Source organism: Wolbachia endosymbiont of Dactylopius coccus, assembly GCF_977011065.1.
This window is the reverse complement of the sequence record NZ_OZ347065.1, coordinates 1-20,975: the sequence shown is the minus strand read 5'-3', so window position 1 is coordinate 20,975 and position 20,975 is coordinate 1. Positions and strand designations below refer to the sequence as shown.

The following is a 20,975-nucleotide window of genomic DNA, read 5'->3' as shown; positions in this document are numbered from 1 at the left end:
AAAGAAAAAATGCCAGAAGAATTTTTACACGGAGTAAATGTTATTGAGGTAACCTCAGGGACAAGATCAGTACGTACAGCTAAATCATCAGTGATAGGTGTAATTGGTACTGCATCTGAAGCCGATGAGCAAAAGTTTCCACTGAATAAACCAGTGTTAATTGCAGGAAGCTTAAAGGAAGCAGCAAAGCTTGGAAAGAGTGGCAGTTTACCTTCTGCAATAAATGGAATATTTTCCCAAATTGGTGCAACAGTAGTAGTTATTCGAGTTGAAGAAAGTGAGAACAGCGATCCAAAATTAAAAAAAGAAGAAACGCTGAGAAATGTAATTGGAGGAGTTGATAAAGAAACCGGGGAATATCAGGGAATTGAGGCATTTCTCAGCAGTGAAAGTATAGTTCATGTTGCTCCAAGAATATTAATTGCACCTCAGTTTACTCACCAACTACCAGAAGATGGCAAAAATCCAGTAGTTTCAGCATTAATTCCTATAGTAGAAAAGCTGAGAAGCATAATAGTAGCAGATGGACCAAATACCAATGATGAAGAAGCAATCAAGTGGAGAAAAAGTGTAGGCAGCTCAAGAGTTTACGTGGTTGACCCATGGATTAAGGTATTTATTGAAGGAAAAGAAGAAATCTTGCCATCAAGCCCATTTGTAGCTGGTTTAATAGCGAAAGTAGATAGCGAACAAGGATTCTGGCATTCACCTTCAAATAAAGAGATAAATGGTATTGTTGGAACAAGCAGGCCTATTGATTTTACGCTTGGTGATACAAATTGTAGAGCAAATCACTTGAATGAAAATGAAGTAACAACAATAATTCATCAAAATGGCTACAGGCTTTGGGGAAATAGAACATGTTCAAATGATTCGAAATGGGCTTTTCTGTCAGTGAGGCGTACTGCAGATTTAATCAATGATAGTTTACTTCGAGCTCATCTATGGGCAGTTGATCGCAATATTACCAAAACTTATATAGATGATGTGATTGAGGGGGTGAATTCTTATTTGGCTAATTTAAAAGCGCAAGGAGCAATTATCAGCGGAAAATGTTATGCAACCCCAGAACTCAATACACCAACAAATATTGCAAGTGGAAAAGTATATTTTGATTTTGAGTTTACACCGCCATATCCAGCAGAACAGATTACTTTCAGGTCACATCTTGTGAGTGGTACAATATTATAAAAATGGGAGAAAGAGATGTTACCGAAGATTTTAAAGAATTTTAATGTATTCGTAGATGGTCGGGGTTATGCAGGAAAAATTGATGAGATAACCTTGCCGAAGCTCACCATTAAAACTGAGGAATATAGAGCTGGTGGTATGGATATTCCAGTAAATATAGATATGGGGATGGGGATGGAGAAACTTGAAGCAGATTTCACTTTTTCTGAATACGATACAGAGCTCTTTCGGCTATTTGGGTTGATAAATGGAAATTCGGTATCTTTGACGCTAAGAGGAGGATTACAAGGCAGCGGAAACAATGATATTGAAGGAGTAATTATCAACCTTAGGGGAATATTTAAAGAGTTTGATTTTGGTGGCTGGAAACCGGCTGAAAAAGCAACGCTAAAGTGTACTGTAGCTGCCCATTACTACAAACTTACCATAGGTGGTAATGAATTAATAGAAATCGATGCTGAAAATATGATTAGAAAGATAAATGGTGTTGATCAAATGGCCTTGCTGCAAACGGTTTTAGGCATATGAAAAGATTTCGAAATTTTATTTTAAGGAGGCAATAATGCACACTATAACACTAAACAACCCAATTACAGTTGATGGAATTTCTGTCTCAGAACTTACTGTTAGACGTCCAAAAGTTAGAGACTATCTTGCAATTGAACGCTTAAATGGTAGTGACCTTAGTAAAGAAGTAACTTTGACTGCTAATTTGACATCAGTTGCAAAAGAAGCAATTGAAGAGTTAGATATTGCTGATTATGTGAAAATTCAAGAGGTATTAAAGGATTTTTTTTCACCGATTATCCAAAAAACTTGAGATTAGAAGTATTAATGTTCAGCTCTGTTGTAGGAGGCGGGGTTGAACAAATACTTGATATGGAGATTAATGAATTTATCTTATGGCATAAAGCAGCGAGGAAGGTACAATGTCAACATTATCTATAAAAATCGGAGCAGTTTTAGATGGCAGTTTTAATACTGTAATAAAGGGAAGTAGTAGTCAACTCTCTAATCTTGGTGAGAATATAAGAAAGCTTGATTCATCTTTCAAGTCAGTATCAAAGTTTAAACAGTTAGGTCATGATGTTTTGACCAGCAGGAGGTCGTGGAAGGGCTTTGAAGATCAAGTAAAATCTTTAGCTAAACAAATGAAAGCGGTGGAGAAACCAAGCAAAACTTTAAAAGCAGAGTTTGACAAGGCCAAAACCTCCGCAACAAAAGCAAAAGAAGCATATTTGAAAAAGAGAGATGCTTTACATTCATTTAATGAAGAAGTAAGAAAAAGTGGAAGAAATATTAAGTCATTAGTAAGTGACCAATATAAACTTGGCTCGTCCATTGAAGCGCTGAAAGGCAAGTATGGTAAGCTTGGGTCTGCAATACGTAGTCGCCAAAGTTTTTTAGCAAGTAAGGCACATTTTAAGTCACAAATAATAGAAACAATTGGGCTTGGATTAACGCTTGCAGCTCCAGTTAAAGTTGCAATTGATTTTGAATCGGCTATGGCTGATGTAAAAAAAGTTGTCAATTTCAATAATGAAGCAAAGGAAGCTGATAAATTTGCCAAGAAGTTAAAAGAGATGTCACGTACTATACCATTATCGGCCGCAGAATTAGCACAAATAGCTGCAAGCGGTGGACAGCTTGGTATCAAGAAAGAAGATCTTTTTAAGTTTACAGAAACAGTGGCAAAAATGTCTACAGCATTTGATATGTCCGCAGAGCAAGCAGGTGATTCCATAGCTAAACTCTCTAACATTTACGGAATTGATGTTAGTGAAATGGAGCATGTTGGTAATGTAATCAACCACTTATCAGATAACACTGCTGCTAAAGCAAAAGACATGATTGAAGCTCTAGCAATAGTTGGTGGTACTGCAAAGCAGTTTGGATTAAAGTTTGAACAAACAGGCAGTTTAGTAAATGCTTTCATTAGTTTAGGCAAACAACCAGCAAAAGCAGGAACTGCCATAAATGCTTTACTTTCTAAGCTGCAAACTGCTGAAGGTCAAGGAAAAGAGTTTAAGGCAGCACTAGAAGAAATGGGTATAACCACAGAAGAAATGGTACAAAGGATCAGTGAAAATGGGGAAGAAGCACTACTTCACTTTTTCCAAACTCTAAAGAAAATGGACAACCAGGAACGCTCTACAACCCTGATGAAACTTTTCGGTCAAGAATATCAAGATGACATTGCATTATTAGCTGGAAGTTTCAGTAAGTACAAGGATGCAATAAAGTTACTGGCTGAAACAGAAGAGTATAAAAGATCTCTGCAGAAAGAATTCAAAAATCGTGCAGACACCACAGCTAATAAATTACAATTACTTAAAAATGCAATAGTTGAAGCTGGCATGAATCTAGGGTCAGTAATGTTACCTACCTTGAATTATGTAGCTGGAAGTGTGAAAACAATAACAGAGCATATAGCTTCTTTTGCAGAAAAACATCCAACTTTAACTACGGCAATCATGAGTACTTTAGCAGCTTTGATAAGTTTAAAAGTCTTAGTAGTGGGAGTAGGCTATGGAATTACTTTATTAGGAAGTACAATTTTTGGTCTTAAAGCAACGATACTGGCAACATTTTCATTTTTATCAGCTACAGTTTTTCCTGCAGTAATAACAGGGCTAAGAGCAATATCACTAGCTGTAATAACTAACCCTATAGGACTTTTAATTGCTGGACTTGTCACTGGTGCGGCTTTTGTTATCACTAATTGGCAAAAGGTGAAAGACTTTTTCTCTAGCTTTTGGAAATTGATAATAAAACCCATAGAAGAAGCTTTTTCATGGATAGGGGAAAGTGTATTTGGAAAAGTATTAGGGAATAGCCCACTGAAAGAGTTTGAAAAAAGAAAAACTGAAGTAAAAGCAGTACATAGTCCCCTAAAGAGTAATATTCTCAACAGTGGAAATCCTTTGCTAATACCAATTCTCATTGTTGGTCATTCAAATAGGATACATAGCAGAGTTGTTTAATTGTGGAGTAGGTAAGAGAAGTAATAAATTTACACAAAGCACTCTCAAGCAAAGCAATAGTATCGTATATTTTATTGCGCAAAATGTTCTGTTTTACATACAACCAAAGCCTCTCAACTGGATTGAGTTCAGGTGAGTATGGTGGTAGGTATATAATCTCAATATTTTTAGGTACCTTTAAACTTTTCGACTTATGCCAACTAGCACAATCCATAACAAGAAAGGCTTCTCGTGGTCCCAAATATTGAGACATTTGCTCAAGAAATATATTCATACAATCAGTGTTGACATTCGGTGCAAACAAGCTAGAATTCTCCCCATTTCTAGGATTAACTGCACTGTAGAGATAAAAATTTTCCCTACCTAATTTTACCTTAACTTTTGTTCTGACGCCTTTTTTAAACCATCCATGCCCGGTCTTTGAATGTGTGCCAAACCGCGATTCATCGAAGAAAAACAGCTCTTTTTCAGGATACTTGCCAATAACTTCGTTGAGATTTTTTTTTGAATTCCTCTTATTTTCTTTTATCTTGTACATTGTGTACTGGTCTTGGTGTAATATAAGAGAATTTCATCTTTTGCATATAGCGGTGTACTGTAGATTTGCTAATATTTAAGCCGAACTTTTCCTGGATTCTTATTCTCATTTCTTTAATGGTAATATTAGGATTTTCTCCTACCCATGCTTCAACTTGCTGTAGTTGAGCCTGATTTAATTTAGTTTTTCTACGCCGTTGTGGAGGAGCAAACAATTTTTCTTCTCTGCCTAATTTCAAGAGTTTTATCCACGAAGTTAGTGCGCTTCTTGAAATGCAATATATTTTTGCTGCAGCCGTTATACTATGCTTTTTTGCTGCAATTACAGCATTTAGTTTTTTTGCAACATATGCATTGTTCCTTACTTTCTTCAGCATTTTTTTTGCTGATTTTACTACTTCTTCATCCAATAATTTTGATCTTAGTGCCATTTATACCTCGACTATTTCACTTATTTCATTATGGCTTGTCTTCTATTATTGTCTATCTGTTTGCCGTGTAATGGGAATTGGTATTACTCCTGGCCAGAGGAATGAAATTACACAAGCTGAAGTATTAACAAAAAATGTCTATAACTCCATTGTAGTAGCTGATAAGGGTTATGACAGCAATGCTTTTGTGGTCAGCCTTGAAAACAGGAAATGTGAAATCGTAATTCCATCAAAAAGGAATCGAAAAGTGCAAAGATACTATGATGAGCATATTTATAAAGAACGTCATTTGATTGAGTGCTTTTTCGGTAAAATTAAAAATTTTAGGCGCATTTTTTCCAGATTTGACAAGACCGCAGAGGTTTACATGGGATTTCTAAATTTTGTTGGAGCTCTCATATGGCTTCTCTAAAATTTTGTCCACAGAGCCTAGAGACTTTTAAAATTTCTTCAATAGCTATACTATCTCCACATAGTATAGCACAAGCAAGTGGTGTGACAGTTGCTCTCCGACCATCTAGATATTTTATAGTTGTTGTTGCGTCAAGAATATCTTTCAGAATACCGTTCTCCTTAGAGACTTTTAAAATTTCTTTAATAGCTTTGCTATTTTTACATAATATGGCATAAGTAAGCGGTGTGTAAATTAATGAATCATCACTAATGATTTTTGCATTAAGAACACTCTTTAAAAGGTTGCTCAATTTGGCTTGTTGCAAAATATCCTTTACAGTTTGACTATTCTCGCAAAATATAGCATGAGTAAGTAGTGTAAAAGTTGATTCTTTACCCCGATGTTTGCTTACTTCCGTAGTAAGAATCCTTTGTTTTTCCTTTTTAGATATTTTTTCTAGTTCTTCAGCAATGCTACTTTTTTTGCCTTTTATTTTTGATGCTAATTTTAAAATACTTTTTTCATCTTTCTCTTTCAATTTCGAATCGTTTACCTGATAAGTCATTTTTTTCTCAAGGTCTTTCTTATTAAACTAAGCATAACATTTCCTCTCTTCGTGGTTATAATATTTGCTTTTATGAATCAGTTGTGTTGATAATGTATTAATTGCATAGTTCAGACATTGTTTTATAAAGCAAAATTTTAGTAGACCACCTTACAAGAACGTTTCTTGCTAATTCTGAATCAGAAAAAAAGACGCAGTAAAGTCATTGTAAGGGAAGAACGAAACTTGTAGCTAGCGTGAATCAGATTTACCGACAATTTGAAAAATGACAAATTCGTCATCCCGCTACTTGTTAGCGGATGAGATACCGAGGCGGTATGACGTAGGACTGCTGTCATTCCAGTGCTTGACACTGGAATCCAGCTTCTATGCAACCTCATCAAAAACATTCATTTAGTATAAGATCAGCTACTTTCCATGCTAGTTTGCTTATAAACAAGCAAACTTTTCTGGATCCCAGTGACCTTTGTTGTATTGCCAAAGAGATGGGTCGTTGAGCGCTCTTTTGCTTAGTTGGAAAAGTGTAGGCGGTTGTGGAAAAATTGCGAACGTAAACTCAATACCAGCTTGCAAATGATTGTCCTTTCCTTCATCTCTCTCCTATTACGAAGATTTTAAACAGATTCTTAAGAAAGTTTTAAATTTTTGTAGACCATACCTAACAATAAACAACTTTAGGTTTAAATTTATGAAATCAGTTGTTATATACATCAGCAAATACGAATTTAACTGGTGTTATGGACTTAAATAAATTTACCGAAAAAGCAAAAAGTCTAATTCAAAGTGCTCAGATGAAAGCGTTGGGAGCTGGGCATCAGATTTTTATGCCTGAGCATTTACTCAAAGTGATGCTTGAGGATGAATTAGGTTTAGTTCAGGATTTGATAAACGCTTGTGGTGGAAATGTGCAAAGTATTTCTGATGCTGTGGATAGCGCAATAAAAAAGTTGCCAGTAATTGAAGGTCCAGGAAGTGGTGGCCTTCAGCTTTCAAGAGAAATAGCAAAAGTTTTTGAAGATTCAATTGGTATTGCAAAGAGAAATAAAGATTCATTTGTTGCTGTTGAGCGTTTACTGCAGGGCCTCACTGCACAAAAAGATGATACTGTAGGCAAAATTCTGGCAGAGAATGGTGTGACTCCACAAAAACTGAACTCAGTTATTGCAGAAATGAGAAAGGGCAGCAGTGCGGACTCGCCAAACAGTGAGGAAAAATTAAACGCAGCAAAGAAATATACAAAAGATGTTACAGAGCTTGCTATGCAAGGAAAGCTTGATCCTGTAATTGGTCGTGATGAAGAGATCAGAAGAACTATGCAGGTATCACTGAGGCGGACAAAAAATAATCCAGTGCTGATCGGTGAACCTGGTGTTGGAAAAACTGCAATAGTTGAGGGGCTTGCAAATAGAATTGTTGCAAACGATGTACCACTTGGTTTGCGTGATGCAAAGGTCTTAGCCCTCGATCTTGGAGCACTAATTGCTGGCACTAAGTTTAGAGGAGAGTTTGAGGAAAGGTTAAAAGCAGTGATTAATGAGATTTCGAGAGCGGAGGGAAAAATTATATTATTCATCGATGAATTGCACACTTTAGTTGGAGCAGGAGCAACAAGTGGTGCAATGGATGCCTCGAATCTGCTGAAGCCTGCTCTTGCGCGTGGAGAAATTCGCTGTATAGGAGCCACAACTTTAGATGAATATCGTGAACATATAGAAAAAGATCCTGCACTTGCAAGGCGTTTTCAGCCTGTGTTTATCTCTCAACCAACTGAAACTGATACCATTTCAATACTGAGGGGTTTGAAGGAAAGATATGAGGTGCATCATGGTATAAGAATTACAGATGGTGCAATAATTGCTGCTGCAACGTTGTCCAATAGATATATAACAGATAGGTTTTTACCTGATAAAGCAATTGATTTGATTGATGAAGCAGCAAGCAGGGTGAGAATTGAAATGGATAGCAAGCCTGAAGTTATTGATGAACTTGAGAGAAAGGTTATACAGCTAAAGATTGAAGCAGAGGCTTTAAAAAAAGAAAGTGATGAAAATTCTAAACAGCGTTTAAAAAAGATAAATGAAGAGATCGAAAACCTAAACAGTAAATTTGCTGACTTGAACAGCAAATGGCAGATGGAAAAGAATAAAATAGCTAGAATACAAGAAACAGCCGAAAAATTAGATAACGCTAGAAAAGAGTTGGAATTAGTTCAGCGTAGTGGGAATTTGGGAAGAGCAGGAGAGCTGATGTATGGTGTGATTCCTCAGCTTGAGAATGAATTAAAAAATCAGGAAAAGGTTACTGATAGTTTCTTAAAGAAAGAAGTGACTGGAGATGATATTGCAAACATTGTTTCAAAGTGGACAGGAATTCCAGTTGATAACATGATGCACAGCGAAAAGGAAAAACTTCTTAACATGGAGAATGAAATAGGAAAAAGAGTAATAGGGCAAAAAGGCGCGATAGAAGCAATAAGTAATGCAGTTAGGCGCTCTCGCTCTGGTGTGCAAGATACTAATCGACCTTTCGGTTCATTTTTATTCTTAGGCCCAACCGGGGTTGGTAAAACGGAACTGGCAAAAGCCCTTGCTGAATTTCTGTTTGACGATCAATCAGCGCTTTTGCGTTTTGATATGTCAGAATATATGGAAAAACATTCTGTTTCAAAGCTAATTGGCGCGCCTCCAGGGTATGTTGGCTATGAGCAGGGTGGCAGATTAACCGAAGCAGTAAGAAGAAGGCCATATCAGGTTATTCTGTTTGATGAAATAGAGAAAGCAAATCCAGATATATTTAATATATTGCTGCAAATCTTGGATGAGGGTAGACTCACTGATAGTCATGGCAAATTAATTGATTTTCGCAATACCATACTGATTTTAACTTCTAACCTTGGCGCTGAGATAATGCTTAAAGGAGCAAAAGAAAATAGCTCTCTTGAAAAGCCCTCTGTCATCCAAGTAGCTGACACTGGGATCCAGGAAAAAAAGTGGATTCCAGCGTCACGCACTGGAATGACACCAGAGAGATCAAATGAAGTGATGCAAATAGTTAAATCAACATTTCGTCCAGAATTTTTAAACAGGCTGGATGAAATTATTATATTCCACAGTTTAACCAGAGATAACATCTATAAAATTATAGATGTTCAATTTTCTTATTTACAAAAAACACTTGCTAAGCGTAAACTGAGTATAAGTTTGTCGCAGGAAGCTAAAGAACTAATAGCACAAACTGGCTATGACCCTGAATATGGAGCAAGGCCCTTAAAAAGGGTTATACAAGAGTGTATTCAAAATAATTTAGCTAAATTAGTTTTATCAGGGGAAGTAGTAGAAAATGATGAGCTAATAGTGTACGCTCTTGATAATGAAATCTTAGTTAAAAAGGTTTAAGTTCACTGTGTATTTTTGTTAAAAAAATGTGTATAGATCATAATGTTGACACTGAGTCTTTATTTAAGTTAGCTGATCAAGAAAATCAGCAAGATAAAGAAAAAATTAAAAAATTTATTAAGTATTTTTATAGTTTTGTTTATAAAAGCGACCTGAAAGCCAACGATAAGTTTTTGCTATATATTGTAAGCGATGCTTACAATTTTGTTTCTCAAAAAGAGAAAGATGAAAGTAAGTTAGTAGTAAGCAATATAGATGATATACCAGGAATAGAAGGCGATTTTACCGCGATTAAGATAACAAGCGATGATATGCCATTTTTGGTTGATTCTGTTATTGCAACTATTAAATCGCACAATTTAACCATATGCTATTACAGCAACAGCATAATTAACATTAAAAGAAAAGATGGCCTAATAGACGAGATTTACTCTTTGGAAGAAAGCAATGGAGTCAAAGAGTCAGTTATATATGTAATTATCAAAGGTATAAGTGACAGTTTTATTGATATATTAAAAGAATCTCTACAAAAAACGCTGAAAGCAGTTAATTGCGTTGTGAAAGATTGGCACTTAATGCTCAAGAAACTTGATGAGGCAAGTCTTTCTGTCATCCCAGTACTTGATACTGGGATCCAGGAAAAGGACACGTGGATTCCAGTGTCACGCACTGGAATGACACCAGACCGAAATCAAGAGCAAAAAGATTTTCTAGTTTGGTTAAAGAATAATAATTTTGTATTTCTGGGTTATCAAGAATGCACCGCAAATCAGGATGAAAAATTCCTTGCTACTAGCAAGGAAAATCTTGGTTTGATGAGAGCAAGTGAAGAGTATCAAAATGCATCGATCTCATCTGAGGATCTAGGTTCTTTGTATATATTTAGGTCAGATCTAGTTTCAATAGTCCATCGGCGTACATACATGAATTGTATAGGAGTAAAAGAATTTAATGACCAGGGTAATGTGGTAAGGGAACGGCGTTTTTTTGGTTTATTTACTTCTGTAGCGGAAGTCCAAGATATTCGAACTATTCCAATAATAAGAGATAAAGTTAAAATTATAGAAAAAAATGCAGGGTTTGTAACCGGGGGTCACAATAACAAGGCTTTGATTTCTATTTTACAAACATTCTCTTGTGATGAATTATTCCAATCAAATGAAGACGAATTATTTAAAATTTGCATTTCGATCATGTCTCTTGCGATTAGACCAAGGGTCAGGTTATTTTTAAGAAGAGTAGGGGATTTTATTAGTTGCATAGTGCTGATACCGATGCGTTATGCTAGCGCTAGGCTAATGTTCAAGATACGTGATATATTGAAGGATGAGACAAGTGCAGAGAGTTCAGATATTTATAACAATCACATTATCAATGAATATGATTTGATGAAATTGCATGTAGTGCTAAAGACCAAAAATGCTAGCGTTCTTGATGATGAAGTTTTGCGTATCGAAAACAAATTAAGGAACATTACGGAAAAGTGGGAAGATCGTTTTATAGACAATTTATATAATACTTTTAGTACTGTTGAGGATATATTCATCCGTTATTGCAAGGCATTTCCAATAAGCTATCAAGAGAGTTTCGAACCTCATGACGCATATTACGATATGAAAAAATTGGAGATAGTGAGGAAAAAAAGAGTTAGCGAGGTCGATTTAAGACTTACTCGTGACAATCTTAATTATCAATTAAAGGTTTACACTTCGAGCAATGGAGGTCTTGAATTATCGAAGATATTAAGAATTACTAAGAATTTGGGAGCTAAGATTCTATCTCATAATGGCTATTACATAGAAATTAACGGCGGAATATGGATACACCATTTTGTGTTGTCAAGAGTTGATGAATTAATAGACAACATTACTCTAAAAGAGCAATTTGAAATAACACTTGCGAAAGTGTTTAGAAAGGAAATTAAAAATGATTATTTCAATAGTTTGGTCATTATTGCTGGACTGGAGTGGAAAGAAGTGCTTCTGGTTAGAGCGTTAAGTGCTTACCTAAAGCAGACGTCATTTAACTACAATCCAGAATATATCCAAAAGGTAGTCTCAGAGTATCCAAAAATAGTAAAGTATTTGATACAACTATTTCATGCAAGATTTGATCCTAGCATAGACATTGATAGAGCAGAAACCACGGACATTTTCATAGAAAAGATTGAGGAACTTCTAAAAGAGATCAGCAATGTTTCACATGATTACGTTTTGCGCTCGATATTTAACTTGATAATGGCTATTTTAAGGACCAGTTATTATCAAGACGATAAACCATATTTATCTACAAAATTTGACTCAAATAAAATAAATGGTTTGCCTGATCCTCGTCCATATCGTGAATTGTATATTTATTCAAATCTTTTTGAGGGAATACATCTAAGAGGAGGGGAATTGGCCCGTGGTGGCTTAAGGTGGTCGGATAGGACGGAAGATTTTCGCACTGAAGTTTTGGGGCTCATGAAAGCTCAGATGACAAAAAATGCGGTTATTGTACCTGTTGGCGCAAAGGGTGGGTTTGTAATTAAGCAAGTTTATAAAGACAAAGATATTTTAAGAGAGAAAGGTGTTGAATGCTATAAGAGTTTTATCAGGGGAATGCTTGACATTACTGATAATGTAGTTAATGGCAAAATAATTCCACCAGAGAATGTGATTAGGTATGATGAGGATGATCCATATCTCGTGGTTGCTGCTGATAAAGGCACTGCTTCATTTTCTGATTATGCCAACCAAATAGCCTCTGAATACAATTTTTGGCTTGGCGATGCATTTGCATCTGGTGGATCAGCAGGTTATGATCACAAAAAAATGGGTATTACAGCCAGAGGTGCATGGATTGCAGCGCAGAGGCATTTTTGGAAAATGAATAAGGATATTTACCAAGATGCAACTATTATTGGAATTGGAGATATGGCTGGCGACTTATTTGGAAATGGTATGCTGCTTTCAAAAAATATACATTTAATCGGCGCATTTAACCATATGCATATTTTTATTGATCCAAATCCTAGTGCAGAAAAGAGTTTCACAGAGCGTAAACGCCTTTTTGAGTTACCATTTTCAACTTGGATGGATTATAACAAAGATTTGATTTCTAAGGGTGGAGGAGTATTTGAGCGTAGCAGCAAGCAAATAAACATTTCTCAAGAAATAAAAAAACGCTTTGATATAAAGGAAGATATGCTACCTCCAAGTGATTTGATTAGATATCTACTCAAAGCAGAAGTGGACTTCATATGGAATGGAGGAATTGGCACGTTTGTTAAGGCAAAGAGTGAAAATCATAGCATGGTCGGTGACAAAGCAAACGATGAGCTGAGAGTAAATGGTAAAGATATTAGAGCTTCTATGTTTATAGAAGGCGGAAATTTGGGATGCACACAGCTTGGAAGAATAGAATATGCTGAAAGAGGTGGATATATCAATGCAGATTTTGTTGATAATTCAGCCGGAGTGATATGTTCGGACCTTGAAGTTAACATCAAGATTGCATTTGTTTCGGCTATGAAAGCAGGGGGTGTTTCTTTAGAAAAAAGGAATGAAATACTGGCAAGTATGGTGGACGAAGTTGCATCCAAAGTGCTTGAGAACCACAACAGAATTGAAACAAAAGCATTACTTCTTGAGTGTTTGCAAGCTAAAGAGAGATTGGAGCAGCACCACAGGTTACTGCTCAGTTTAGAAAAATCTGGGCTGTTAAACCGAAGCGTAGAATTTCTTCCAACTGAAGAAGAGATAGCAAGGATGTTAACTGGTGCAGAAGGTTTCAGTTCTCCTCAGCTTTCTATTCTAATGTCTTATGCTAGAACAGCAATAAAAAATGAAATTATACATTCCGATCTGCCTGAAAAAGATCTTATATCTAATGACTACTTGCTAGGTTATTTTCCTAAAAAGATGATAACAAAGTTTAAGGATTTCATATTAAAACACCAACTTCGTAGAGAAATTATCTCTACTTGCATTGCAAATGATGTAGTGAATAGAATGGGCTGTATATTCATCAATAATTTGGCTGAGAACACTGGAATTAAGGTACAAGAAGCGGTTAACATATATATTGTTGTTAACCACCTGTATGATTTAAACAGCCTGTGGCAGAAAATTGATGAATTGGATGGAAAAATTGATGTTAACTCATACTTACAAATAGTGAGGAACGTGCAGAAATTTATTGGCAGAGTATCATTTTGGCTAGTGAAAAATCTTGGCAAGCTTAGCTTTGTAGAATTGGATGATGTTACAAAATTTAAAGATGCAATTGAAACTTTAGGCCAGAACTTAACTGATGTTTTAGATGAACACCTATTAAAGGTCTATAGCCATGAATCAACTTCTTTAGTAGAACTTAATATAAATAAAGATCTAGCAAAAAAAGTTGCTGATCTATGCGTTCTTGCTTATGCACTGGACATTATATCTGTTGCTGAACAGACATCTTTGTCCATTCTTGATGCTGGTAAAATATACTTTGAGTTAAAGTCGCTGTTAAGATTCGATCTGATTAAAACAATTGCCATCAAGATGAAAAGCCGCTCTTCTTATTGGGATCGCAGCTTAGTTAATGATTTATTGGACGATTTAAGCAATTACCATCACAAGCTAGCTGTTAAAGTCATAAAAGCTACTGATAACCCTGAAGATAAGGTTCAAACCTGGGCTTGTAATGATAAGGACTACATAGAACGTTATAATAGTTTTTTAGATGAGATGGTTGCTTCTAAACTTGATTTAAGCAAATTAATATTTATAATCAGAAGGATTAAAGTACTTGCTTCATAGGAAAATGTTCAATATAGGTCTTTCAGAAATTTTAGTTGTAGCTTTAGTGAGCATAATTGTTCTTGATAAAAATAAGGTACCTGTATTTATTGATCTTATTAGGAATACATATAAGTATCTTATGATTATAAAATCAAAAGCTAGGAGGTTATTGAAAGACGCAGGAATTGAAGACTTATATAAAGAGTGTAATACTGAGAAAGTAAATTACATAGTTGGTAAAAATGGTAAGCTTTATCCTACTTACGATATAGATAATATATCCAAAGATAATGACAGCAAAGATCCTAGTAGTAGATGATGTACTATGTAATGTTAAGCTTTTAGAAGCTCGACTAAAAGCAGAGTACTATACGGTTATCGTGGCCTATGATGGTGAGGAAGCCATGGATTTAGTAGCAAAACAGCAGCCCGATATTATATTACTCGATATTATGATGCCAAAAATGAATGGCTTTGAAGTTTGTAAGGAGCTAAAGAATGATCCCTTGACAACCCATATTCCAATAATTATGGTAACTGCGCTGCATGACGCTCATGATAGAGTACAGGGCATTAATGCTGGTGCAGATGATTTTCTGACTAAACCAATAGACGAAACTGCTTTATCTGCAAGGATCAAGTCTCTCACGCGCTTAAAAATGATTATAGATGAATTGCGTTTAAGAGGAGAAACCAACGCTGAGATTGGCGGAGTAGCAGGAAACAGTATTATGGATTATTCTAATCAGATTTTTGATGCTAACATACTTGTTGTAGATGAAGATGTCTTTCAAGCAGAGCAGATATATAATGTACTAAAGCACCGCTTTAGGTCAATTAAAATACTGAGTGATCCAATGGAAGCATTGAAGGTTGGTATTAAGAATAATTACGACCTGATCATTTCTGATATGCAGTTTTCAAAAACTGACGGCCTGCGTTTGTGTTCTAAGTTTCGTAGTAAAGTAGAAACACGCTATACACCAATTCTGATTCTTTCTGAGGATTATGATAAAAACAATTTAGTAAAAGCACTTGATGTAGGTGCTAATGATTATTTAACAGTACCTTTGGATGAGGGTGAGTTAATAGCAAGGGTTAATTCGCAAGTAAAACGCAAAAGATATCAAGATGCCTTGAGAATGAATTTATTTAATAATGCGGAAATGTCTATAAAGGACCCATTAACTAACTGTTATAATAGAAGATATTTTGATGCACACTTAAGAAACATTGTTAAGGACTCTGTGGAAAAGGATAGAAGGTTGTCTCTTATGATACTTGATATAGACTATTTTAAGATAGTGAATGACAGTTTTGGGCATAGTGCTGGAGATGAACTTTTAAAGCAAGTACAGAAAAGAATTTCTGAAAATATCAGAGTGACAGATTTACTAGCTAGGTTTGGTGGTGAGGAGTTTGTTGTTGTAATGCCAGATACCAATGTATCAGATGCGTATACTATTGCGGAGAGAATACGAAAAATTATTGCTAAAGAACCTTTTGTACTTGCGGATAAAAATACAACCCATAATGTAACTGTGAGCATTGGAATTGCAGAAATGCAAGGATCTGACTTTGATGATATTAAAAAATTTATAGTACGTGCTGACAGATATTTATATAAAGCAAAAAACAGTGGTAGAAATAGAGTGGTTACTGGCTATAGCTAAAGTGGCTTAAGTTTACCGACAACCGTCATTCCGCTACTCGTTAGCGGAATCTATGCTGAGATACCGCGAATGAATCGCGGTATGACGTGTTGCTTGGGTTAGCTATAGATTTCTGAAATGATTTCAAAAAAATGATAACTAAGATTAAAGCGACAACATGAGGTTTCTCAGCTCTGGAAATTTCATGTTTAACTGCAAAAATATATACTTATTTAAAAAATATCCTGTGACTTTCAGTCCTAACTGAAATTCTTGGAATGAGTAGCTGTTTTGTAGGGTATTATTGTATACATCATGCAACATTTGTGGAAAAGGTAGGAGTTTATCTGCATAATAATCTCCTACTTTTTTTGACACTGCTCTACCAGTTTTTGGAGAAATAAATTGCAGATTTTCCTTAACACCTGTTACAGCGCATTTGGATAAGTCTAACTTGAATCCCAATTGCGTAAGAAGCAGAAGCTCTAAGTTAAGATAATGGCTTTGCCAAGACTGATTGTTGTGTTTAATTACATCGATGAAATATCGAAAATTGTCATACAGCATGGCACAGGGTTCACTTTCTGGAAGCACTTTTTCTAAAATAGAGGAGAAAGAAACAATAGTAATGCTTTTTAACCTATCTTGAAAGAAATGATGGAATGGAGATTCGATTAATTCGCACTTAAAAAAACCTAGATTTTCAGGTAACTTAGCACTCCATTCTGCATGTAATAGATTACTTATCTGAAACTTATAATTGCTATTGTTTGTTAGCTTAGTTAATCCCCTGCGCTTTCCATGATTTTTTGTAAACAGAGAAAGAATTAAGTTTTTATCGCCGTATTTTTTAGCAGCTATAATGATGCCTTCATCTTTCCATCTCATTTAGAGTATATTGACCGTATGATATTATAGAATAGTACACCTAGAGCTTGTAATCCATAAAAATCACTTACTCCGTTACTATTCCAAAGTTTCAAGGCTATGAGAGAGTAAGTTATTGGCTGCCACTCTTCTTCCTGAGCCTCCATGCTGAGCTTTTGGTTTGCTAAATAATTGTTTGAATGATTTTAGTAGCATTACTTTTCCTTATCTGAAACTTTCGATAATTCAGCTTCTAATTCTTCTATTGTTGGCAGAGCTGTTTTTATGTTTTCTGGTAGATTCTCAGTGATTTAATATTCTGCAAGACCTATTGGTTTGGTCATGTCTCGGAGTGCATATTCAGCAAGTACATTATCTTTAGATTTGCATAAAATTAATCCTATTGAAGGGTTATCTGTTGAATGTTTTAGCAAGTCATCAACCATTGATAAGTAAAAATTCATCTTTCCAGAATGTTCTGGTTCAAACTCAACTGCTTTAATTTCTATTACTACAAAACACCTAAGCTTTAAGTGATAAAATAGGAGATCTAAGTAGTAATCCTTTTGTCTAACTGTTAAATGGTATTGGCGCCCAACAAAAGAAAAACCAGCGCCGAGTTCCAGTAGGAATTTCTCAATATGTGCCACTAACCCTTTTTCTATTTCTCTCTCATGAGCGTCTTTGCCTATACTTAAAAAATCAAAAATATATGGATTCTTAAGAGTTTGATTTGCTAGATCTGATGTTGGATAAGGCAGTTTTTCTTTAAAATTTGTAATTGCTTTACCTTGCCGTTTATGAAGGCCAAGTTCTATTTGATGTATCATTATAGCGCGTGACCAACCATACTCTGAAGCATTTCTTACATAAAATAGCCTTGCTTCGTGATCTGTTCCATTAAAACGACATGATGATACCATGGTAATATTCCAGCAACTTGCTGGAGAAATTCAGGATTAGGATAAATCTCCGCAAAACGCCTCATATTATGCAAGTTAGCAATACCAAATCCTTTCATTTCCGGGAATTCAGCCTTTAAGTCTCTACTTAACTGCTCAATTACTTTAGCTCCCCAACCCTGACTCTTTTGTTTTTCTAGAATCCGCGTTCCAATATAATGATAAAGCAGTAGCAGTTCTTTATTTACTGTTCTTGCTGCCTTATAACGGCTTGTTGCAATACGATCTTTCAACTGCTCTAAAAATTCTGTATATTCTTTTGCTATAATTTTTGTCATACGGTTCCTTTTAATCCATTATACAATTCCTTTGTCTGTCGAGAAGACAATCTTCCGCTTGCCTTCAGCTTTGAAGGGATTCCTTATTGACTTCAAACTCGTCCATCAACTAAAATATATTGACTTTACGTGCAATATTAGCTTTAAACCAGTAAAACAAGCTGCTTAACATATGCGTTTTTTCTATTCTAATTATATTCTTTTTTTGTCTTTATGTTGTTTTTTGCTTTTTTCGTTATCTTCAACAAAAGCCCAAACGAATGATACGGTAGCTGTTCCTATACCACAAAGGAAAAAAGAAATAGTTGAGCACACTGTTGTAGCACAACCGAGGCAAATTATCGAAATGCAAGAAGAAGTCATTATTAACGAGGGTAAAGAATTCATTCCAATTCCAAAAAGAAAAAAAAGTGTAGAGAAAAAACTAAGAAGGGATGTTAGAGGGGCAAAAAATGAAATAGGAAACGAAAAAAGCGTTGAGAGCAAAAAGGATGAATTAGTTGTAACAGAAATTATTAACTCTATAAGAGACAAGCTCACAAAATGCTGGAGCATTCCTGAAAGCATAGCTTACAAAGAAAATTTTAATATAAAAATTAACTTATTGTTATCCAGTCAAGGCGAGATAATTATGGCGGATGTAGCAGACAGTGATTCCTATCGAAATAATCCACTTTTCAGGTCGATAGCAGATAACGCAATGCGTGCAGTATATAAATGTAGCCCATTGACCGGCTTGCCTACTCAGCACCACCACATTTGGCGTGAAGTAACACTAGATTTTATTCTATAGCTAAAGTAATTCTATAATTTAATAAGCCCACTGTATCCGTTCAGGATAGCAGCAAGACCATAGAGTAAAAGTGAGTTTACAACAAATGGTGTCATCCCAGTGCTTGACACTGGGATCCAGTTTTCTTTACAAATTCACCAAAAGTGCTTCATTCTATAACGCAAAACCCATACTTACCAAACCCAATGCATTACTTGCAATTAAGTTTCCTGGATCCAAGTAGTCTGGGCACTGCCGTCATAAAGGAACTAGTGTCAACTACTTTCATGACACCCTTCTGGTAGGCCCAAATCGCAATGTTCGTACAGTTATGGAATGAACCGCGGTATGACGTAGGAAGATCTGAGCAAACTTTCAATCAGAAACAGCCAAAGATCTCTCTAAGATGTCAGTTTCTTTTGTATCTTCAACTTTACCGTCCTGGTCGAATGAAATTTGCAGAGACTTACTACTATACTTCCTTTTTCCTAAAAAGTTGGCTTGTTTAATTTTATATGAGACATAGTACCAAACATTGTCATCGAACTTTGATACTAATGTTGGTGATCCTAAAGTGTGAACCACTTTTTCTTTATCGTCACCTACTTTTATCTTGCTCCACAATTCAACACTAATGCCAGGAGCTCCGTGATTGTGAATAGTGTGAGTGCAGCTCACTGTAAATAATAAAATAAAAGATATTAATACTCGCATTTCTGTTGATAAATTACTTGAAGCTATAATACACTAATAAATTATCTGCCGTCAAATTTCAAAAAAGTTAAATTGACTGATTCTCAATATCACTTAATATAATATTTACTTTAGAAAATAATAGGTGTCTTATGTCATTGTTAGAAGCAGATCCAATATACAAACCTTTTAATTACCCTTGGGCGTATGATGCGTGGCTGCAGCAACAAAGAATCCATTGGATACCTGAGGAAGTTCCGCTTGCTGATGACGTAAAGGATTGGAAAACTAAACTTTCAAACGTAGAAAAAAATCTACTAACTCAGATTTTTAGATTCTTTACTCAGGCAGACATTGAAGTAAATAACTGCTACATGAGGCATTATTCAAATATATTTAAGCCAACAGAAATATGCATGATGCTTGCAAGTTTTTCCAATATGGAAACCATACACATTGCAGCTTATTCTTATCTTTTAGACACAATTGGCATGCCAGAAAGCGAGTATCAAGCATTTTTAAAGTATGATGCTATGAGAAAGAAATATGAATACATGCTAGAATTTGAGGAAAGCAAAAAACATGATAAAAAACATGTAGCTAAAACCCTAGCAGTGTTTGGTGCATTTACCGAGGGGTTGCAGTTATTCGCATCGTTTGCAATTTTGCTCAATTTCCAACGCTTTGGAAAAATGAAAGGAATGGGGCAGATAATCGCCTGGTCAGCCCGTGATGAAACTTTGCACACCAATTCAATTATTATGTTATTTAATACATTTGTTAAAGAGAATAATGAAATTTGGAACGATGAGTTTAAAGAGGAATTATATTCTGCATGCCGCACTATTGTTGAGCTTGAGGATGAGTTTATAAAGCTTGCTTTTAATTTCGGAGACGTTGAAGGACTATCTGCAGAAGAAGTGCGCAATTACATACGCTACGTAGCAAACAGACGGTTAATGCAATTAGGTCTTGAGTCCATATATGATGTTGATGATAATCCTATTCCGTGGCTTGATGAAATACTAAATGGCGTGGAACATACGAATTTCTTTGAAAATAGAGTAACAGAGTATAGCCGTGCAGCAACTCAAGGCACATGGGAGGAGGCTTTTACTGAAAACGACACGAATAATAAGTGAGTGCTAATTTCACTCTTCTTTGTCATTCCAGTGTCAGCTACTTTCATTACACCATTTGCTGTACAGTTTAGACAGTTTTGCTTTACTTAACAACTAACTTACCATATATATGTCCATAGGACATTGGTATATAAGAACGTGCTACAACTATTAATCTTACTCACGGTCATCACTTCAGTTGCATTCTTTGGTCATTTAGTTCCAATGGAAGCAAAAACCTTCTTGTACTCAACGAGCCTGAGTATAAAAGAGGTTTTGCTATTTATAATGCCTTTTATTATTTTTACGTTAATCTTTAGCAGTGTTAACAATCTTAAGCAGTCAGCTATAAAGTTTATATTGT

16 protein-coding genes and 4 pseudogenes are annotated in these 20,975 nt (G+C 35.4%); 15 read left to right on the top strand and 5 right to left on the bottom strand.

Translation table 11 applies throughout. From position 1 onward, the window contains the following. The first annotated feature begins 9 nt into the window (after window positions 1–9). From ACWHVF_RS00100 to ACWHVF_RS00085, 4 genes and pseudogenes are all read left to right on the top strand, one after another. A complete protein-coding gene (locus ACWHVF_RS00100; RefSeq protein WP_064124954.1) occupies window positions 10–1,191 on the top strand; it encodes a phage tail sheath subtilisin-like domain-containing protein in 1,182 nt (393 codons plus the stop codon). 15 nt (window positions 1,192–1,206) lie between these two features. After that, entirely contained in the window at window positions 1,207–1,719 is a 513-nt protein-coding gene (locus ACWHVF_RS00095; protein WP_064124953.1) for a phage major tail tube protein, read from the top strand. 34 nt (window positions 1,720–1,753) lie between these two features. Next, window positions 1,754–2,011 carry a phage tail assembly protein gene (locus ACWHVF_RS00090; protein WP_064124952.1) on the top strand — a complete coding sequence of 86 codons (258 nt, stop codon included), beginning with the start codon at window positions 1,754–1,756 and terminating at the stop codon, window positions 2,009–2,011. Between the two features lie 109 nt (window positions 2,012–2,120). Continuing rightward, a pseudogene (locus ACWHVF_RS00085) lies at window positions 2,121–4,154 on the top strand (phage tail tape measure protein); the annotation flags it as partial. Here the strand turns inward: ACWHVF_RS00085 and ACWHVF_RS00080 are convergent. Then, a protein-coding gene (locus ACWHVF_RS00080) for an IS630 family transposase (RefSeq protein WP_447933022.1) occupies window positions 4,132–5,143 on the bottom strand; the annotation gives its coding sequence in 2 pieces (ribosomal slippage) (window positions 4,132–4,692 and window positions 4,694–5,143; 1,011 coding nt in all). The pseudogene ACWHVF_RS00085 and the gene ACWHVF_RS00080 sit on opposite strands and share 23 nt — an antisense overlap. Before the next feature lie 70 nt (window positions 5,144–5,213). Between ACWHVF_RS00080 and ACWHVF_RS00075 the strand changes: the two genes are divergently transcribed. Further along, window positions 5,214–5,555, top strand: a complete 342-nt coding sequence (locus ACWHVF_RS00075) for a transposase (protein ID WP_447933021.1) — start codon at window positions 5,214–5,216, stop codon at window positions 5,553–5,555. Here the strand turns inward: ACWHVF_RS00075 and ACWHVF_RS00070 are convergent. Next, window positions 5,539–6,102: a WD_0033/WD_0034 family tandem repeat-containing protein gene (locus tag ACWHVF_RS00070; RefSeq protein ID WP_447933020.1), complete on the bottom strand. Its 564-nt coding sequence runs from the start codon at window positions 6,100–6,102 to the stop codon at window positions 5,539–5,541. The two genes, ACWHVF_RS00075 and ACWHVF_RS00070, sit on opposite strands and share 17 nt — an antisense overlap. A gap of 265 nt (window positions 6,103–6,367) precedes the next feature. On the opposite strand from ACWHVF_RS00070, the gene ACWHVF_RS00065 reads away from it, so the two are divergent. The 6 genes and pseudogenes from ACWHVF_RS00065 (at window position 6,368) to ACWHVF_RS00040 (ending at window position 15,939) form a co-directional block, all read left to right on the top strand. Next, window positions 6,368–6,499 carry a hypothetical protein gene (locus ACWHVF_RS00065; protein ID WP_447933019.1) on the top strand — a complete coding sequence of 44 codons (132 nt, stop codon included), beginning with the start codon at window positions 6,368–6,370 and terminating at the stop codon, window positions 6,497–6,499. Between the two features lie 65 nt (window positions 6,500–6,564). Next, a pseudogene (locus tag ACWHVF_RS00060) lies at window positions 6,565–6,720 on the top strand (transposase); the annotation flags it as partial. A gap of 119 nt (window positions 6,721–6,839) precedes the next feature. Next, window positions 6,840–9,497 carry an ATP-dependent Clp protease ATP-binding subunit gene (locus ACWHVF_RS00055; RefSeq protein WP_064124844.1) on the top strand — a complete coding sequence of 886 codons (2,658 nt, stop codon included), beginning with the start codon at window positions 6,840–6,842 and terminating at the stop codon, window positions 9,495–9,497. 26 nt (window positions 9,498–9,523) lie between these two features. Next, entirely contained in the window at window positions 9,524–14,284 is a 4,761-nt protein-coding gene (locus tag ACWHVF_RS00050; RefSeq protein ID WP_064124843.1) for an NAD-glutamate dehydrogenase, read from the top strand. A 4-nt stretch (window positions 14,285–14,288) separates the two neighbouring features. Further along, window positions 14,289–14,585, top strand: coding sequence for a Sec-independent protein translocase subunit TatB (tatB, locus tag ACWHVF_RS00045; protein WP_064124842.1), 297 nt, complete (start codon window positions 14,289–14,291; stop codon window positions 14,583–14,585). Then, window positions 14,557–15,939: a PleD family two-component system response regulator gene (locus ACWHVF_RS00040; protein ID WP_064124841.1), complete on the top strand. Its 1,383-nt coding sequence runs from the start codon at window positions 14,557–14,559 to the stop codon at window positions 15,937–15,939. The genes tatB and ACWHVF_RS00040 overlap by 29 nt, the downstream gene beginning before the upstream one ends. A gap of 144 nt (window positions 15,940–16,083) precedes the next feature. On the opposite strand, the gene recO is transcribed toward ACWHVF_RS00040, so the two are convergent. Together recO and ACWHVF_RS00030 are read right to left on the bottom strand one after the other, a co-directional pair. Next, window positions 16,084–16,806, bottom strand: a complete 723-nt coding sequence (recO, locus tag ACWHVF_RS00035; protein ID WP_064124840.1) for a DNA repair protein RecO — start codon at window positions 16,804–16,806, stop codon at window positions 16,084–16,086. Between the two features lie 194 nt (window positions 16,807–17,000). Then, a pseudogene (locus ACWHVF_RS00030) lies at window positions 17,001–18,025 on the bottom strand (PDDEXK nuclease domain-containing protein). A gap of 172 nt (window positions 18,026–18,197) precedes the next feature. Here ACWHVF_RS00030 and ACWHVF_RS00025 point away from each other — a divergent pair. Both ACWHVF_RS00025 and ACWHVF_RS00020 read left to right on the top strand, forming a co-directional pair. Next, entirely contained in the window at window positions 18,198–18,818 is a 621-nt protein-coding gene (locus ACWHVF_RS00025) for a hypothetical protein (RefSeq protein ID WP_064124839.1), read from the top strand. 70 nt (window positions 18,819–18,888) lie between these two features. Next, on the top strand, window positions 18,889–19,041 hold the full coding sequence (locus ACWHVF_RS00020) for a hypothetical protein (protein WP_237357331.1): 153 nt from the start codon (window positions 18,889–18,891) through the stop codon (window positions 19,039–19,041). Window positions 19,042–19,172: 131 nt separating this feature from the next. Here ACWHVF_RS00020 and ACWHVF_RS00015 read toward each other — a convergent pair whose 3' ends face one another. Continuing rightward, window positions 19,173–19,511, bottom strand: coding sequence for an outer membrane protein assembly factor BamE (locus tag ACWHVF_RS00015; RefSeq protein ID WP_006279908.1), 339 nt, complete (start codon window positions 19,509–19,511; stop codon window positions 19,173–19,175). A 131-nt stretch (window positions 19,512–19,642) separates the two neighbouring features. Between ACWHVF_RS00015 and ACWHVF_RS00010 the strand changes: the two genes are divergently transcribed. Together ACWHVF_RS00010 and ACWHVF_RS00005 are read left to right on the top strand one after the other, a co-directional pair. Then, window positions 19,643–20,632: a ribonucleotide-diphosphate reductase subunit beta gene (locus ACWHVF_RS00010; RefSeq protein ID WP_064124838.1), complete on the top strand. Its 990-nt coding sequence runs from the start codon at window positions 19,643–19,645 to the stop codon at window positions 20,630–20,632. 138 nt (window positions 20,633–20,770) lie between these two features. Then, window positions 20,771–20,975 (top strand): annotated as a pseudogene (locus ACWHVF_RS00005) (cation:dicarboxylate symporter family transporter); the annotation flags it as partial.